We start from the raw sequence: 16,821 nt of genomic DNA on the forward strand, positions 1-16,821 counted from the left end.
AACATAATGGATAATCTCAATACTATAAACCCAACCATCATTCTTGTTTTCGGGGCTACCGGTGACTTAGCTAAAAGAAAGCTTTTCCCCGCTTTTTATAATCTTTATCTTGATGGTCGTATGCCGGAAAAGTTTGAGATCATTGCCTTAGGAAGGGCCGAAAACAGTGATGCGCATTACCGAAATCATGTCAGTGAAAACCTAAATGAGTTTTCGAGAAATAAAATAGCCTCCGAAAAAGAGTTCGAACAATTTGCTTCTCATATTTCTTATTTGCAAAATGATATCGACAAAGAAGAATCATACGTGTTAATGAAACAAAAGTTGGACGCCATAGATGCATCTTTTGGGGTACGTGCCAACCGACTTTTTTACCTCTCAATAGCACCTTCTTTTATTGAAACCATATCCAATAATATTAAGAAATTAGATCTTGCCGCGAATCCGGAACAGGATCGTATTATTATTGAAAAACCGTTTGGTTACGATAAAAGTTCTGCCGAGCTCTTAAATAAGCTATTGGCAAAAACCTTCGAAGAGGAACAAATCTACCGCATAGACCACTATTTAGGGAAAGAAACAGTACAGAACATCCTAGCTTTCCGCTTTGGAAATTCAATGTTTGAGCCGCTCTGGAACCGTAACTTTATTGATTCGGTACAGATTACGGTTGCCGAAGAAGTGGGTGTTGAAGAGCGTGGTGGTTTTTACGAAGGTGCCGGAGCATTAAGGGATATGATACAAAATCACCTAATGCAAATTTTAACGATGGTTGCCATGGAAGCCCCCACTTCCTTGCAAGCAGATGAGGTCAGAAACCGTAAAGCTGACGTTTTAAAAGCAATACGCCGCATAACTCCTGATGAAGTAGAACACTACACAGTGAGAGGCCAATACGAAAAAGCTTCGATAAAAGGAAAACCGATAGCCGGATACCTACAAGAAAAAGGGGTGAAGGATAATTCCATCACAGAAACATTTGTAGCCATGAAATTTTATTTGGATAACTGGCGTTGGCAAGGTGTTCCCTTTTACGTTCGAACAGGTAAAAGAATGAAGGAAAAACAATCCTCTATCGTTATACAATTCAAACCGGTACCGCATTCTACTTTTTCTTTTGGAAAAGAAGGAATGATGCCAAACCGATTAATCATAAACATTCAGCCCGCAATGGATATTAGGCTGCAGTTTATGACTAAAAAACAAGGCTTGTCTCTTTCGTTAAAACCTGCTGAAATGGTTTTTGACTATTTTTCATGCTCTACCCAAGCAACCGAAGCCTATGAAACCCTTCTATTAGATGCTTTACAAGGAGACCCAACTTTATTCATGCGCTCCGATCAGGTCGAAGAAGCCTGGGATGTTGTAACATCCATTCAGGATGCTTGGGAAAACGATAAATTTTCAAGTCTACACAAATACGAAGCTGGAAGCTGGGGTCCTGAAGCGGCAAATGAATTACTTGCTCGTCAGGGGCATTCTTGGGCATCAAATACACTAGATGCCGAAGAAGAAAAGCTACGAAAGAAAGCAGAGAAAGCGGACAAGGCAGAAAAAGAAAAGAAAGCAGTACAAACAAAACAAGTAGAAATAGCAGCTGATGGTAAGAATTTTTAATACTAAAGAAGAGATAACAATTCAAGCCGCAGATCTATTTGTAGCTACTGCACAAAATGCAATACAGAAACACGGTCGCTTTGTGGTAGCGCTTACTGGTGGTTCCTCACCTGCAGCGCTATATACTCTTTTGGCATCAGCTCCTTACGAGACAAAAATTGATTGGAATTCCGTATTTATCTTTTGGGGTGACGAACGCTGGGTACCGCTTGATGATGCACTTAGCAATGCGAAAATGGCTAACGATACCCTGCTAAATCATGTAAGTATACCAAAAAACAATATATTTCCAATGTATAGAGAAGGTGTTTCAGCTGAAGATTATGCTTTGGAATACGAAAAATCTATTAAAAATATAACAGGCGAGGACGGACAATTTGACCTTATTTTATTAGGAATGGGCGATGATGGCCATACTGCCTCTCTTTTTCCAGGGCAAGCCGTATTGCAAGAACAGGATAAGTGGGTAGCAGCCTATTATCTTGAGTCTCAGACGATGTTTCGAATAACTCTAACTGCACCTCTTATTAATAAAGCGAAGCAGATTGTAGTAGTGACTTTTGGAGAAAATAAAGCCTATGCCCTAAACGAAGTTTTATATGGAGCGTATAATCCCGGAAAATATCCTATGCAGTTAATTAAACCATCGGATGGCGAATTATTGTTCTTGACCGATAAAGCTGCTACAAGTAAGGAAAAATAAATTAGTACTAAATTACATTGTATTATTAAGTTGAGTACTCTTGTTTAATTATCTTTAGCTACCACAATGCAAAAAAAAGTTTTTAATTTTATGACTTTCTGTAGTTACTCCTATTAAAAGAAAACTGGCGCGGATTCTTGAGTTATGCATAGATTTTTTAAAATGGATAAGCGTAAAATCCATAGTAAAAAAATATACTTTAGGTACCAGATCCCTAAAGTATATTTTTCGTTTAGAATCAAACAAAACCTTCAATAAAAAGCCAAATTCAAAATCCGTTTTTCATTCAAATTGTTTCTTTTTTGATAAAGATCGTGTAGCGCTCTTACACGGTTAGATCAAATAAATTTCAGATGATTTTGCGATCGTACGAATTAGCTTAAATAAGTTTATCCTTTTAGTTATTTTAAAAAAAAATTAAAATAATCTCAGATTATAACTAACTGACACTCTAATGAGAGGACTAAAAAGAAAATATATACTTTTAAAAACAGTTCTTTTTATCAAAATTCAGTAGTACCTTGCCTAAAAAAGTTAAATAGAACAATCTAAAATCACCTCCAAAAGAATTAACAAAGTGCAATTCGACCGTGAATTCTTAATTATTTTAAAAGCACTAATAAAAAAACATGAAATACCGCTTTGTTTCTTAAAACACTAGAATTAACAAAAAATGATACTGTTTAAACAAAAAAATTAAAAACAAAGAATACAAGAAATAAAACGAATAATACTTTTGTCACTAGAAAAAGAAATGCTGCACATTACAGCTAATTATTTTTTAATTTTCGAAACACAAAATCGTCCTTTTACCGATCATCTATTACCCTTAAAATGAATACTCTACATTAAAATTAATGGTATTGGTTGATTTTAAAAATAAATTATCCCTTAAGTACACGTCTATGCCCTCTATAAATGCCATAATTATAACGGAAGAAAAAGAGACTTTACAAATCATAAATAAATTTGAAAAAGAAAACTTCATGATTCTGAAAATAGTTTGCGAAACTGCTTCCATAATTGAAGGAATAAATGCTATAAAATTAAAAAAACCGGATCTAGTGTTCTTAGATATTTCTTTTAACGAGGATACCTTTTTTAATATGCTCGGAAAATTAGAACTGAGCATTCCTAAACTGGTATTTATTTCTGCCAATAAACAGGATGCCGAAATCGCATTTAAACAAAATGCGATTGATTTTATTTTAAAACCAGTCTCTTTTAATACCATTATTCTAGCTGTTTATAAAGTAATCAAAAGAATTAAAATGGAGCGTTCCTATCAAACTCAAAAGATTAATGCCATTCAGCTTTTAAACTCTTTTAATCAGCCAAACGATTATGTTGCGGTTTCCTCCTTGGATAAAATTGAACTCATTTCTATGTCACAAATTATTTACTGTAAGGCTGAAGGAAGGTGCACTACTTTTTTCTTACTAAACGGTAAAAAAATCGTATCGAGTAAAAATTTAGGAGAATACAGTACAGTTCTTGATCCAAATTATTTTTTTAGAATTCACCACTCGTATATTATCAATCTGCGTCAAGTGGTAAAAATTTGTAAAAAAGAAGGGTATTTCTGCGAATTTCCTAATGGTGTACTTTTGGCTGTTGCCAAAAGACGACAAGAAGATTTTAATAAATTTATTAAACTAAAAGAATAACAATTTCATATTTAAATCGTAGCGCTTTTTTCGTTGTAAACTAATAAATATTTCCTGTATGACTGCATTTAAATACTAAAACCATGAAAAACGAGTTGAAAACAAAATTCGGAAAAGTGTTATTAATTGATGATAATCCAATCGAACGCTACATTTGTTCTCAAATTATTCTCCATAATAATTTTGGAAAAAACGTTGTCGAGTTTGCTCTTGCAAGTGAAGCACTGGCATATTTAGAAAATAATCAAGAAAGACATGACCAGCTGCCAGAGGTAATATTTATAGATTTATACATGCCGCATTTTTCGGGTTTTGAATTCCTGGAAGCTTATGATAAACTCCCGCTTACTTTAAAAAATAAGGTTAAGGTATTTATTGTTTCAAACACAATTAATAATCATGATATTATTCGTGTTTGCAGGGATCCAAATGTAGTTTCCTTTCAGCAAAAACCTATTACACAAGAATTTTTAGATCGAATTATACTCAAATGATGCTAATTTTGAAACGTTTAAAAACAACTTGTTTTAAACCGCAAAGCACTCTTTTTTAATTATCGAAACTAGTTCTATTCGTTTATAAATTATTTTTTAAATATTTTAAGAAAATACAATAAATGAACGCATAACTGTAGCAATAATACATTTTTAAAAAAACTTTAATTATTAAAAATTCAAGTCCTTTTAGTTAATTTTAACTTTTTAATGTTTCTTTAAGGCCTTAAAAAAACACGAACGCAATAAAAATTAAGCTTTTCTTACTTTTTATTAAATAATTTTTACTTCGGTTCCTTTTCACTTATGGCCTAGTAGACATCAGTTGTTACTTCTCGTTTTACATATATTAACGAACTAAATACATTTGCTCCGGAATTGGCACTTTTGCCAATACAAAACAAATTATTTAAACTGATTAAGGACCAGGGCAAAACCTGCGCTTGCTTCTTAATTTTAACCCCCAAATTATTTTTACAATGAAAAAAATTACATCACTTTTATCTATTATGGCTTTAACTGCTGTGTTTAGTACAAGTGCTTTGGCACAACAAAGTGCAAGTGCAACTACTGCCCCTACAACAACGACTATAGTTGCGCCAATTACAATTAGTAACACCGCAGCATTAACTTTCGGTAGTTTTGCAACAACTAGTGAGGTAGGTACACTGAAGGTCGCAACAGACGGCGTAAGAAGTAAAACTGGCGGAGTTACATTAACTTCTAATAATGTAGGTGGAACCGCTGCTAGTTTTACTGTAGGAGGTGAAGCAGGTTACTCCTACGCAATTTCAATTCCAACTTCTCTTTCTCTTGTTACAACAACTGCAGCAACTGGAACTGGAACTACTGCAAGTTCTCAAACTATGACTGTAAATTCCTTATTAACTTCATTAGCTAATGAGAGTACAAGAGTTGGACTTTTAACTGGTGGTGCTCAATCATTCACTATTGGTGGTACTCTAAACGTTAATGCCTACCAATCTGTTGGTGCATATACAAGTGCAACAGGTTTAACTGTTACCGTAAATTACAACTAAATTAAAAACAGGGTGTTCGCTACTTATGGAGCACCCTTTTTTTTACATAAGACTTATTTTAAATTCTAAAAATGGAAGCCGTACTACTAAATAAAATACTCCCATGACTAAAAAAAGTATTCTGATTCTAGTCCTATTATTAAATTGTTCAATTTCATTACTGGCCCAAGGCGATTTAATGGTATTCCCAAAAAGACTTGTCTTTGACGGAATTCAAAGCCGTGTGCAGAATATTAATTTAGGCAATACAGGTAAGGATACCGCAACTTACAGTTTATCCTATAATCAAATTCAAATGGATGAAGAGGGCAAATTTAATACCATAGAAGAACCAGAAGAAAATCAAAATTTCGCATCTCCTTATCTTAGATATTATCCGCGTACCATCACGTTGGCACCCGATGAATGGCAGGTGGTGAAAGTACAACTTGTTAAAACTAGTGAATTAAAAGAAGGCGAATACCGTTCTCATCTTTATTTTAGGGGAGTTCCTAAAATAAAACTTTTAGAAAATAAAATAAGTATAATCGATACGCTCCAACCAAAAGGTATAGATATCCAATTAACACCTATTTATGGGATTTCAATCGCCAATATTATTACGATAGGACAAGCAACTACCGCGGTGACCTTATCTAATTTGGCATTGCTGCCATCACAGGATTTATACTTGGATATAAACCGCACAGGCAATCAATCTGCTTATGGGGAACTGAAGGTCAATTATATTTATCCTGAGGGAATTAGTACTAATGTGGGACTAATAAAAGGCTTTGCAGTATATGCTCCTGGAAATTTGCGCCGAACTAAAATTAAACTTAATACTATTCCATCGGTAGATTATACCAAAGGAAAATTACAGGTAATTTATTCTACCCCAAATCAAGAAACTACTTATGCTGAAGCCTTCCTTAATTTGTCAGACAACGACGAATATTCACTTGAAACGGAAATTAATAGTAATAAATAAGAATCATTTGTTTGTTAATTTTATTTGTTTTTTGAAAAACCTTGTGATAAAAAATACCATACCAAAACATCAAAATATCTTCAGATAAATTACGCCATGAAAGACATCGTTCTTTTCTAAAACAAAGCATGATAATGAGATAGGTGCAATCGCAAAAAAATTATGTTACATAAAAACGTTTTTATATACATATTATTTAATAGAACGGAAAAATTATTAATGCCAAAAATTCTTACAACAAGTATCGTTCTAATTATATTCGTAGTAGACTTAATAGTACCTCTAGGAGTAGCAATAGCTGTTTTGTATATAATTCCTTTAGTTATTTCATATACTTTAGACAAATATAAAATAATAAGGCTTTCCATAATATGTACTATTTTAACACTTATTGATACCACCGATTACTATCATATCGAAATGTATTATAGTGTTTTTACTAACAAATTCTTATCAATCCTTTCTATCTGGATATCGTGCTTTATTATTCTACGATACAAAGATATCTTGTTACAAAAAGATACAGAAAAACAGAAATACCTAAAATCCATTACTGAAATGCTTTTTCAAGTTTCCCATCAAGTTCGAAGTCCTATTTCTAGAATGCAAGGTTTGACAAATCATATTGATTCTAAAGCTATATCAAAAGAAGAGTTAGAAAGTTTAAGTATCTATTTAAAAGATTCTGTTACTGAACTTGACATCTTCACAAGAACTTTGACAGCTAGTTTAGAAAAAATCCGAATTCAAAACACTATTGATCAAACAAATTCTAATTAATATTCATAGACGCAACTCAGGCAGTTCTCTAAAAAAATAATTCCCTTTAGCAAAAGTACTTGCTACTCTTCGTTCTTTATGACTAAATTGTTCAACATCATATCTCTATTCCTTTTCTCCATGATAGCCTTTTCTGCTACTGCACAAGAGGAAGATTGCGATGATGTTTTAGTGCTGCTTCAGGTAAAATACATTGGTGCTACCGAAATTTCCTCGGTAATATGCGGATCTAAAGTCTATCTTTCGGTATCCGAAGTTTTGGATTATATTAAAATACGAAATATACCCAATTCTAATTTTACAACTATTGAAGGTTTTTTTATTAATCAAAATAACACCTTCAAAATTGACCAAAACACCAACACCATTAGCTACAAAGAGGAAGTTTTTACCCTGAAATCAAGTGATTTTATTCGTACCAAAACAAATTTATTTTTAAACGCTTCTTATTTCAATCAAATATTTGGGCTCGAAAATAATTTTAGCTTTAGGAGTTTATCCGTTGAAATGGTATCAAAACTCGAACTTCCCGCCATTAGACAAGCCCGATTGCTAGAAATCCGCGATAACATCAACAAAATGAAAATGGAATTTAAAGCGGACACAACTATCGTACGTGACAAACCACTACTTCATTTTGGAACAGCTAATTGGGCTGTTAATACCATACAACAATCTGAAGGAAGTCATTCAGAACGATTACTCCTCAATTTAGGCGGCATTGTAGCTGGAGGTGAATTGACCACTTTGCTAAATTACACCAGCAACCAACCCTTAGTGGCCAAAAACCAGTTTTATCGATGGCGCTATGTGAACAATGAAAACAAATATATTAAGCAGTTCACTTTAGGAAAAATTTCAGCTCCTTCCAAAGCGACAATTTTGTTTCCCATTATCGGAGCTCAGATCACGAATGCCTCTACCCAAATCCGAAAATCTTTTGGCACGTATATCTTGAGCGATCATACCCAGGCCAATTGGACGGTGGAACTCTACATCAACAATGTATTAATCGATTATCTCCAGGCAGATGCCAACGGTTTCTTTTCGTTCAACGTTCCTTTAATGTACGGTCGTACCGAAGTTACACTCCGATATTATGGACCTTGGGGCGAAGAGCAGTTATTTAGCAATCAATTCGTAGTTCCGGCTCTTTTCCTTCCAAAAAAGGAGGTAGAATACACGATCAGTTCTGGGATTATTGAGGATGGCAGAGGCAGTATTTTTACCAGTGCAAAAGTAAATTATGGACTTTCTAATCACGTCACTTTGGGAGGTGGACTAGAATATGTATCCTCATTAGAATCAAATAAAAGTATTCCGTTTTTGAATTCATCCTTTCGACTCTCGTCTCAATTATTTCTTATGGCAAGCTATTATTCAAAAGTGCTGTATGATCTCAATTTGAATTATACGACACCCAAAAACCTTCGTTTTGACTTTGATTATAGTAAATACGATAAGAACCAACAAGCCGTTCGATTCAATTATTCCGAAATGCGGAAAGCAAGTATTTCCATGCCACATCGCAGTTCTTTTTTTTCGGGAACTTCCCGATTTACCATTCAAGAAAACCTATTTAGTACCACTAAATTTACCACTTCTGAATTTTTACTCTCGGGAAATTCATTTGGATTTAATTTTAATTTTACCACCAATGCCTTTTTTACCAAAAACCAAAAACCATCAGTATACAGCAATATTTCTACCTCATTCCAACTTCCTAAAAGATTTGTCCTTGTTCCCCAATTTCGCTATGGATATGATGCCAATGCCATGACGACATTGCAAACACAATTGAGAAAGCCAATTTTTAAAAAAGGCTATATTCAAGCCTCTTTAGATTATAATTTTAAGAATCAAAACAGTAGTTTTCAAATTAGTTTTACACATAATTTCGATCATATCAATACTGGATTTTCAAGTGTTTTTTATAAAAATAGTGCTTCTTTTTCGCAATCCGCCAGCGGAAGCTTAATCTTCGAACCCCAAGCTAATTTTGTACGTTTTAATAACCAAATAAGTGTGGGCAAAGCGAGTGTAAAATTTGTTCCGTTTTTAGACATCAACGGAAATGGAAAAAAAGAGGCCAAAGAACCTCTGGTAAAAGGAGTCCAGATCATAGTAATGGGCGGTGACCGTCAGCTCGTTAATCCCGATGGCACCACCATTATAACCGGATTAGAACCCTATATTAATAATTATGTGGAACTTAATACCGCCAAAGTTAATTCTATTGCTTGGCGCATAAATAACAAAACTTTAAATTGTACACTAAATCCCAATCAATTAAAAATAATTGAAATTCCGGTTGTGGTTGTGGGAGAAGTTTCCGGAATGGTGTATCGAAAAGAAAATGAGCAACTTCTGGGAACTGGAGGTCTAAAAGTCGCAATCTATGATTTACACGATACATTAATCGCCAGTATTCTTTCGGAACCCGATGGTTATTTTAGTTATTTGGGTTTAAAATCGGGACAATATGTTGCGAAAATGGATTCACTTCAATTGGAAAATTTACAGATAAAGGCAAGTCCCTCCTACCAGACTTTTGAAATCGATAATGGTATCGATGGTGCTTTTATAGATACTTTGGAATTTGTACTCGAAAAAACAAAATAAGTAGATCTACATAATCTTTACCGGCGTCATACGAGAAGAATCCCCAATAACTTGTATTCAAAAAAGAGCCAAAAATTTTAAGCAAGTCGTTTAGTGTGTTCATAGCTATTTTTTTACCTCAAATTCGCAAATTATATACTTTCAAATTAAATAGAAAAATTTGCGAATTTGCGGTTATTTTTAGATTTACTCCACAAAATTCTCATCTTTAAATCCGATCAAATATAATTTGTTTTTGGCTCGGGTCATTGCGGTATACAACCACCGAATGTAATCTCTGTTGATGCCGTCCGGCAAATACGGTTGTTCTATAAAAACGGTATTCCATTGCCCACCTTGTGATTTATGACAGGTTATGGCATACGAGAATTTTACTTGTAAGCCGTTGAAATATTCGTTGGCTTTTACTTTTTGGAATTGATTGAATTTTGTTTGACCTTCGTAATCCTTCAGCACTTCCTGATACAATCGGTTGGATTCTTCATAGGTTAATGATGGCGATTCGCTTTTTATGGTGTCCAATAACAATACTGTTTCAAACGGGATCTGATTGGGATAATCAATCATTCTGATTTTTACTTTGGCAAACTTAAAACCATACAATTCTTTGATATTGAAAATTTCCAACACTTCGATAATATCACCATTGGCAATAAAACCTGCTTCATCAGAATCTTTTAACCAGAAATAATTATTTTTCACCACCATCAGAAAATCACCTGTAGAAAGTTCGCTTTCTTTATCCAGAATTTTGGTTCTAATTTGTTCATTATATTGATTCGCTCTTTTATTGGAACGAACAATAAAAGCAGTATCTTCAATGCTATAATTACTGTAGGCAGAATTGATGGCGTCCTGAATATCATAGCCATCGGTCAACCGAACTATATCTTTGAATTTTTTAACATCAAATCTGAATTCAGTTATAAAAGAATCCTTCAATAGTTCTCGAAGTTCCGTCGCATTGTGCAAAATTCCCGAATTTTCTTCCTGACGCATCACTTCGTCCAACTCAATATATTCGACTTCTTTATCGTAGTTAATACTTAATGTTTGAATGTCTAATGCGGGACTGATATCTAAATTTACCGGCGGTAATTGAGCCGTATCTCCCAGAAGAATCATCTTGCAATTAGTTCCTGAATACACATAGGAAATCAAATCATCAAGTAGAGAACCATTTTCATAAAGCTTAGAATCGGAATTGGTGTCCGATATCATCGAAGCTTCATCAACAATAAAAATCGTGTTGGTGTGTTTGTTTTGTTGCAAGGTAAATGAAACGCCACCTCCGGAAGATTTCTTAGGAAAATAGATTTTTTTATGAATTGTAAAAGCTGGTTTATCGGAATAATTAGCAATCACTTTTGCCGCACGCCCTGTTGGCGCTAATAAAACATACTTTTTATTGATTTCTACTAAACTATTTACAATCGTAGATATTACTGTAGTTTTTCCGGTTCCCGCATATCCTTTTAAAACAAAAATGGTATCGTTATGCGTGTCCGTTAAAAAAACAGCTATTTTTTGAAAAAAAATATCCTGTTTGTATGTCGGTTGAAAAGGAAATTTTTTTTGTAAAAGACTATAAAAAGAGGAGGAATTCATTTGGTATAATTTACATGCAAGGTAGAGAATGTTTTTTCAATTTCAATGTCAATAGCAATTTCAATTTTCAATTATTACTATTGATTTTGGCCATTGACATTGCAATTGATATTGTTATTGATTTTAAAATTTGTAAGTTTGCGTTGTTTAGAAAAAGCAATCTTATTATGAACATAGTCGAAAAAAATTATAAAAAACTTTCCATTCAAGTTTCATTGAAGGGACTTTCTTTTTGTACATTTGATATGCTGAACAACACTGTTATTTCATTCAATGAGATACATTTTGATCCATTTGACACCACTACCAAAATTGAAGATTTGTTTGCCAATGCCTTTCAGAATTATCCAGAATTAAAGGATACCTATGACGCCGTTCTAGTGATCCACAACAACAATCTTTCTACGTTTGTACCTACAGCAATTTTTGATGAAAACTTTTTAGGAAGTTACTTACAATACAATACAAAGGTTTTTGAAACTGATTTTTTTGCGTTTGATGATATACCAAACTATCAAATGAATGCCGTTTATATTCCATACGTAAATATCAATAATTTTTTTATTGACCAGTTTGGCTCTTTCGATTACAAGCATGCTAATAGTATTTTAGTTTCGAAACTTTTGGTTGTCTCCAAAAACATTGACCAAAAAAAGATGTTTATTCACTTCAATTCGGGTCATTTTGAAATTATTGTGGTTCAAAACCAAAAATTATTGCTTTTCAATTCTTTTGAATACAACACACCTGAAGATTTCATGTATTACATCTTATTCACAGCCGAACAATTGAATTTAAATCCCGAGAATTTTCCATTGGAACTAATCGGAAATATTGATACTGAAAGTGATTATTTCAAAATAGCTTACAAATACATTCGCAACGTTTCCCTAATTGAGGTAGAGGATTTGCGATGGAACAATTATTTTTCTGAGGCCGAAAACAGAAATCATTTTATACTTTTCAACTCATGAGAATCATTTCAGGAAAATACAAAGGAAGACGCATTTTTCCGCCAAAAGGACTCCCAGTTCGTCCCACAACCGATATGTCTAAAGAAGCATTATTCAATGTTTTAAACAACCATTTCAGTTTTGAAGGACTAAAAATATTAGATTTATTCTCCGGAACCGGGAATATCAGTTTCGAGTTTGCCTCTCGTGGCAGCACCCCAATTACCTCTGTTGATGCGGATTTTGGTTGTGTAAAATTCATCAAACAAGTGGCAACCGAATATGATTTTAATATAGCTGCTACAAAAAGTGATGTTTTTACCTATTTAGAACGGTGTAAAACTTCGTACGATATCATTTTTGCAGATCCGCCTTATGCATTAGACCAGAATACTTTTGAAAAAATTGTGTCATTGATTTTTGAAAAAGAACTGCTCAATGAAGAGGGAATGATGGTAATTGAACATTCTAAATATACCAAACTGGACCACATGATTCACTTTTCATTTAAAAAAAGTTATGGTGGTTCCATTTTTAGTTTCTTCGAAATCGGCTCCGGTGAAGAAGATTCTGAAAACGAATCAGACCAAAACGATAGTGACGAAGAATAATTCAGGATCCGATTTTTAAGACAATTGCTCCAATATTTGCTTATATATTGGAGTATCAACCCCGTATTTCAAACCTTCATTAACTACATATTCCGTCAAGGAACCCACTTCCGTTTTATTCCCTGCTAATAGATCTCTGTGCATGGATGATGTATTGTCCTGTGGGGACTTCTCTAATTTAGCAATAGTTTGAGCAACAATGTCAATTGGCATCGCTAATCCTTTTGCTAAAGCAACAGCAGAAATCTCGTTTAATAATGAACTATAAACTGCCTTATTTTCAGGATTATTTAAAATTCCGCCAATGTTTTGGTTCAAATATGAAGTTGCTGAAGCCAGAGCTGAAATAAAAATAAACTTTTCCCAAATCGTTTCTTCTATATTTTCAACAAGATAACTTTCGATATTTGCTTTTTCGAAGATAGATTGTAATTCCTTTAATTTAGAAACTGGAGCGTTTTGTGAACCAAAGAATAATTTTTCATAAGTACCAATTTTTTTGATCGCACCGGGAGCAACAATCATCGAAACAATATACACACAACCCTGTAAAATATCATTTTCAGGAAATAGTATTTGTATGCGTGTCGTGGCATCAACGCCATTATATAAAGGAAGAATTACCGTATTTGGAGTGATACAGTTTTTTATAGATTCAAAACTTTTTTCGATATCATAGGTTTTAGTGGCGCAAATAAGGTAATCCAGCTCCCCAATTTCTTCTGGATCGTTAGAAACTAAACTAGGGAAAACAATGGTTTCACTCCCCTCATAAATAATTTTCAATCCTTTTTGGGCTATTGCTTTTTGGGTTTCGCCACGAGCAATAAAGACAATTTCGATTGCATCCGATTCAGAATAAGCTTTGGCTAATAATCCTCCGAAATAACCGCCTACTCCACCTAATCCTAAAATTCCAATTCGTGTTATCATAAGCACTATTTAAAAAGTAAACCATTAAGGAATTTAGAAAATTAAGCCCTGGAACTTAATGAAAATTAATATCTTAATGGTTTCCTTTTAGATTTCACAATCCTAAATTTTATTAAATCTTTTAATAAAAAAAATGCAGACCTATAAGCCGGATTCTGTCTCCGAATCCCGATAGCTATCGGGTCGGAGCCTTATCATTTATCTAGATCCCGCATTACTGCGTGACTCAAGCTATCTACCCTTCAACAACGGACGAGAAGCCCTTAAATGCTGATATACTTGATATTTCACCGCATAGAGTTTACCTGGTTTCACTACAGCATTATCTGTACATACTTTCTGTTGCACTTGTCCTAATCCAATTACTTGAACCGACGGGTGTTACCCGCTATGCTTCTCTTTGGTGTCCGGACTTTCCTCTCTTTTGATTGCTCAAAACAGCGATAAGGCGGTCTGCGGTGCAAAATTACAATATTTTTTCATGTATCGCCATTTTAGATTATTTACTTTAACATCCTTTTCGCAATGACCTAATAACAAATTAGTTACCTTTATAAGTAACAATAAATCTTTCATTAATCATGAAACCAACGTACCATTATACCACCGTAATAGAAGCCTTAGAAGATCTAAAAGAAAAAGGTTTTACTTATGATTTTAATATTCATCAAGATGATATTAAATCTAATCCACATAAATTTGCAGTAAATCATGTCTACCGCTATGAAGGTGACACTGATCCTGGCGAAGAATCTGTAGTATATGGAATCAGCTCTGATTCTGGTAAAAAAGGAGTTTTTGTAGCTGGTTTTTCGGCAAATTCAAATAATGACGCAGCAGTTGTTTTAGAAAAATTATGCATTGAAACCGGTGGACAATCCAAACTTTAGGTAACACATAATATCGTTAAAAAAAACACTTAAAAATCTGATTTTCTCTTCTATCTGGGCTAGGGAATTTGGGAAATAAAAACCATTTGAAAAATTATAAAATCTTTCAATACTTAAATTTTTCCATCTTTAAATTAAAACCTATATTTGCTTTCGAATAAAATTCTATGGAACAATTTGTAGTATCGGCCCGTAAATATCGTCCTCAAACATTTAAAGATGTTGTAGGACAAAAAGCCATTACCAATACTTTATTGAATGCCATAGAAAGCAATCACTTGGCTTCTGCCCTATTATTCACAGGACCTCGTGGCGTTGGCAAAACGACATGCGCTCGTATTTTGGCTCGAAAAATAAATCAGCCCGGATACGATGATCCAAATGAAGATTTTGCCTTTAATGTTTTCGAATTAGATGCTGCATCAAACAACTCTGTTGATGATATCCGTAATTTGATTGACCAAGTTCGGATCCCGCCACAAACGGGACAATACAAAGTGTATATTATTGATGAGGTTCACATGTTGTCTTCGGCAGCTTTTAATGCTTTCTTGAAAACATTGGAAGAACCGCCAAAACACGCCATTTTTATTTTGGCTACGACCGAAAAACATAAAATTATTCCAACGATACTTTCTCGTTGTCAGATATTTGATTTCAAAAGAATTACCGTAAAGGATGCCAAAGAACATCTTGCTGAAGTTGCTGCCAGTCAAGGTGTAAATTTTGAAGATGACGCTTTGCATATCATTGCTCAAAAAGCTGATGGTGCCATGCGAGATGCGTTGTCTATTTTTGACCGAGTAGTTTCTTTTTGTGGAAAAGAGTTGACACGTCAGGCCGTTACGGAAAACTTGAATGTGTTGGATTACGAAACCTATATTAATGTAACAGATTTGATTTTGGAAAACAAAATTCCGGAATTATTAATCGCTTTCAACGAAATTCTTGCCAAAGGATTTGATGCACACCATTTTGTATCCGGATTAGCCTCTCATTTTAGGGATTTACTGGTTTCTAAAACACCTGCAACTTTATCTTTATTAGAAGTTGGAGAACAAGCACAACAAATGTATGGCGTGCAAGCGCAAAATTGCAGTCAAGATTTTCTCTTGAAAGGAATCGAAATAGCAAATGATTGTGATTTAAAGTACAAACTGAGTCAAAATCAACGACTGCTTGTTGAACTTTGCCTTATGCAACTGGCCTCTATCACTTTTGATGGAGAAAAAAAAAAGTTGACCAATTTATAATTCCACCTACTTATTACAGGAAGAATGATTACGCTATAGTAGAAATTCAAAAAAACAATGACAATAGCAATGAAAATGGCAATGTCAAAAATCAAGTTCCAGTTTCCAAATCTGAAACTGTTTCCCAGAACTCAGCCGAAGAGTTTAAACTTGAAGTTGTTCAACCTGAAACCCAAAACCCAAAACCCATAACCCATAACCCATCAGGAAACGAGCCTAAGATTTCAGCTTTTTCGTTATCCAGTATTCGGGCAAAAAAAGCTTTAGAAGAAAGCAATAAAGGAATAATAAAAGAAGTTCTTAATTTGCCTACAGAAACTTTTAGTGAGACTGAAATGTTGCTGTATTGGAATAAATATGCACAACGCTTAGGAGAGAAAGGGTTTCGAATTATGGAATCACTCCTGCTTATTAATGATCCGGTATTAAGTGGAACTGCCATCACAATTGAGTTGCCCAATGAAGGATCAAAACTTGATTTTGAAAAAGAATTAAATGGGCTTTTGGGATATTTAAAAGGGCATTTACACAATCACGACATTACAATTGAAGTGATTGTAAATGAAAGTATTCAAAGCAGAAAAAATTTTAATGACCAAGACCGTTACAACAGACTTCATGAAATAAATCCAAATATTGATCTGTTACGAACAACATTTGGATTAGATTTAGATGCATAA

General features: G+C 33.9%; 15 protein-coding genes and 1 other RNA gene. 13 read left to right on the forward strand and 3 right to left on the reverse strand.

Annotated elements, in window-relative coordinates; genetic code table 11:
* The first annotated feature begins 6 nt into the window (after positions 1–6).
* From zwf to EKM00_RS01305, 8 genes are all read left to right on the forward strand, one after another.
* On the forward strand, positions 7–1,617 hold the full coding sequence (zwf, locus tag EKM00_RS01270) for a glucose-6-phosphate dehydrogenase (RefSeq protein WP_233592221.1): 1,611 nt from the start codon (positions 7–9) through the stop codon (positions 1,615–1,617).
* The gene (gene pgl, locus EKM00_RS01275) at positions 1,601–2,320 is read left to right on the forward strand and encodes a 6-phosphogluconolactonase (RefSeq protein ID WP_126451664.1); all 720 of its coding nucleotides are present in this window, start codon (positions 1,601–1,603) and stop codon (positions 2,318–2,320) included. Before zwf ends, pgl begins: the two co-directional genes overlap by 17 nt.
* 863 nt (positions 2,321–3,183) lie before the next feature.
* Positions 3,184–3,987 (forward strand): LytR/AlgR family response regulator transcription factor, encoded by an 804-nt coding sequence (locus tag EKM00_RS01280; protein WP_233592222.1) that lies wholly within the window; start codon positions 3,184–3,186, stop codon positions 3,985–3,987.
* A gap of 83 nt (positions 3,988–4,070) precedes the next feature.
* Positions 4,071–4,481: a response regulator gene (locus EKM00_RS01285; RefSeq protein ID WP_126514967.1), complete on the forward strand. Its 411-nt coding sequence runs from the start codon at positions 4,071–4,073 to the stop codon at positions 4,479–4,481.
* Positions 4,482–4,960: 479 nt separating this feature from the next.
* Positions 4,961–5,521, forward strand: coding sequence for a DUF4402 domain-containing protein (locus EKM00_RS01290; RefSeq protein ID WP_126514968.1), 561 nt, complete (start codon positions 4,961–4,963; stop codon positions 5,519–5,521).
* Positions 5,522–5,624: 103 nt separating this feature from the next.
* Positions 5,625–6,491, forward strand: coding sequence for a molecular chaperone (locus EKM00_RS01295; RefSeq protein WP_126514969.1), 867 nt, complete (start codon positions 5,625–5,627; stop codon positions 6,489–6,491).
* A 162-nt stretch (positions 6,492–6,653) separates the two neighbouring features.
* Positions 6,654–7,271: a hypothetical protein gene (locus EKM00_RS01300; RefSeq protein WP_126514970.1), complete on the forward strand. Its 618-nt coding sequence runs from the start codon at positions 6,654–6,656 to the stop codon at positions 7,269–7,271.
* Between the two features lie 120 nt (positions 7,272–7,391).
* Entirely contained in the window at positions 7,392–9,893 is a 2,502-nt protein-coding gene (locus EKM00_RS01305; protein ID WP_126514971.1) for a hypothetical protein, read from the forward strand.
* Between the two features lie 186 nt (positions 9,894–10,079).
* Here EKM00_RS01305 and EKM00_RS01310 read toward each other — a convergent pair whose 3' ends face one another.
* Positions 10,080–11,501 carry an ATP-dependent DNA helicase gene (locus EKM00_RS01310; protein ID WP_126514972.1) on the reverse strand — a complete coding sequence of 474 codons (1,422 nt, stop codon included), beginning with the start codon at positions 11,499–11,501 and terminating at the stop codon, positions 10,080–10,082.
* A gap of 167 nt (positions 11,502–11,668) precedes the next feature.
* Here EKM00_RS01310 and EKM00_RS01315 point away from each other — a divergent pair, with 167 nt between their 5' ends.
* Positions 11,669–12,475 (forward strand): DUF3822 family protein, encoded by an 807-nt coding sequence (locus EKM00_RS01315; protein ID WP_126514973.1) that lies wholly within the window; start codon positions 11,669–11,671, stop codon positions 12,473–12,475.
* Positions 12,472–13,065, forward strand: a complete 594-nt coding sequence (locus EKM00_RS01320) for an RsmD family RNA methyltransferase (protein WP_126451673.1) — start codon at positions 12,472–12,474, stop codon at positions 13,063–13,065. The genes EKM00_RS01315 and EKM00_RS01320 overlap by 4 nt, the downstream gene beginning before the upstream one ends.
* A gap of 15 nt (positions 13,066–13,080) precedes the next feature.
* On the opposite strand, the gene EKM00_RS01325 is transcribed toward EKM00_RS01320, so the two are convergent.
* On the reverse strand, positions 13,081–13,998 hold the full coding sequence (locus EKM00_RS01325; RefSeq protein ID WP_126514974.1) for a ketopantoate reductase family protein: 918 nt from the start codon (positions 13,996–13,998) through the stop codon (positions 13,081–13,083).
* 128 nt (positions 13,999–14,126) lie between these two features.
* An RNA gene (gene rnpB / locus EKM00_RS01330) (RNase P RNA component class A) lies at positions 14,127–14,458 on the reverse strand.
* Between the two features lie 121 nt (positions 14,459–14,579).
* Between rnpB and EKM00_RS01335 the strand changes: the two genes are divergently transcribed.
* The 3 genes from EKM00_RS01335 to EKM00_RS01345 all read left to right on the forward strand — a co-directional run bounded on the left by EKM00_RS01335 (position 14,580) and on the right by EKM00_RS01345 (position 16,821).
* Positions 14,580–14,888, forward strand: a complete 309-nt coding sequence (locus EKM00_RS01335; RefSeq protein ID WP_126514975.1) for a hypothetical protein — start codon at positions 14,580–14,582, stop codon at positions 14,886–14,888.
* A gap of 167 nt (positions 14,889–15,055) precedes the next feature.
* Entirely contained in the window at positions 15,056–16,141 is a 1,086-nt protein-coding gene (gene dnaX / locus EKM00_RS01340) for a DNA polymerase III subunit gamma/tau (RefSeq protein ID WP_126514976.1), read from the forward strand.
* Between the two features lie 305 nt (positions 16,142–16,446).
* Complete coding sequence (locus EKM00_RS01345; RefSeq protein WP_231507343.1) at positions 16,447–16,821, forward strand: DNA polymerase III; 375 nt, start codon at positions 16,447–16,449, stop codon at positions 16,819–16,821.

It is taken from the genome of Flavobacterium sp. RSP15 (assembly GCF_003968755.1).
Taxonomy (GTDB): Bacteria; Bacteroidota; Bacteroidia; order Flavobacteriales; family Flavobacteriaceae; genus Flavobacterium.

Bases quoted from the DNA above. Each gene is read 5' to 3' on its own strand.
- zwf (WP_233592221.1), top strand. From the start codon at position 7: ATGGATAATCTCAATACTATAAACCCAACCATCATTCTTGTTTTCGGG.
- pgl (WP_126451664.1), top strand. From the start codon at position 1,601: ATGGTAAGAATTTTTAATACTAAAGAAGAGATAACAATTCAAGCCGCA.
- EKM00_RS01285 (WP_126514967.1), top strand. From the start codon at position 4,071: ATGAAAAACGAGTTGAAAACAAAATTCGGAAAAGTGTTATTAATTGAT.
- EKM00_RS01290 (WP_126514968.1), top strand. From the start codon at position 4,961: ATGAAAAAAATTACATCACTTTTATCTATTATGGCTTTAACTGCTGTG.
- EKM00_RS01295 (WP_126514969.1), top strand. From the start codon at position 5,625: ATGACTAAAAAAAGTATTCTGATTCTAGTCCTATTATTAAATTGTTCA.
- EKM00_RS01300 (WP_126514970.1), top strand. From the start codon at position 6,654: ATGTTACATAAAAACGTTTTTATATACATATTATTTAATAGAACGGAA.
- EKM00_RS01305 (WP_126514971.1), top strand. From the start codon at position 7,392: ATGATAGCCTTTTCTGCTACTGCACAAGAGGAAGATTGCGATGATGTT.
- EKM00_RS01310 (WP_126514972.1), bottom strand. From the start codon at position 11,501: ATGAATTCCTCCTCTTTTTATAGTCTTTTACAAAAAAAATTTCCTTTT.
- EKM00_RS01315 (WP_126514973.1), top strand. From the start codon at position 11,669: ATGAACATAGTCGAAAAAAATTATAAAAAACTTTCCATTCAAGTTTCA.
- EKM00_RS01320 (WP_126451673.1), top strand. From the start codon at position 12,472: ATGAGAATCATTTCAGGAAAATACAAAGGAAGACGCATTTTTCCGCCA.
- EKM00_RS01325 (WP_126514974.1), bottom strand. From the start codon at position 13,998: ATGATAACACGAATTGGAATTTTAGGATTAGGTGGAGTAGGCGGTTAT.
- EKM00_RS01335 (WP_126514975.1), top strand. From the start codon at position 14,580: ATGAAACCAACGTACCATTATACCACCGTAATAGAAGCCTTAGAAGAT.
- dnaX (WP_126514976.1), top strand. From the start codon at position 15,056: ATGGAACAATTTGTAGTATCGGCCCGTAAATATCGTCCTCAAACATTT.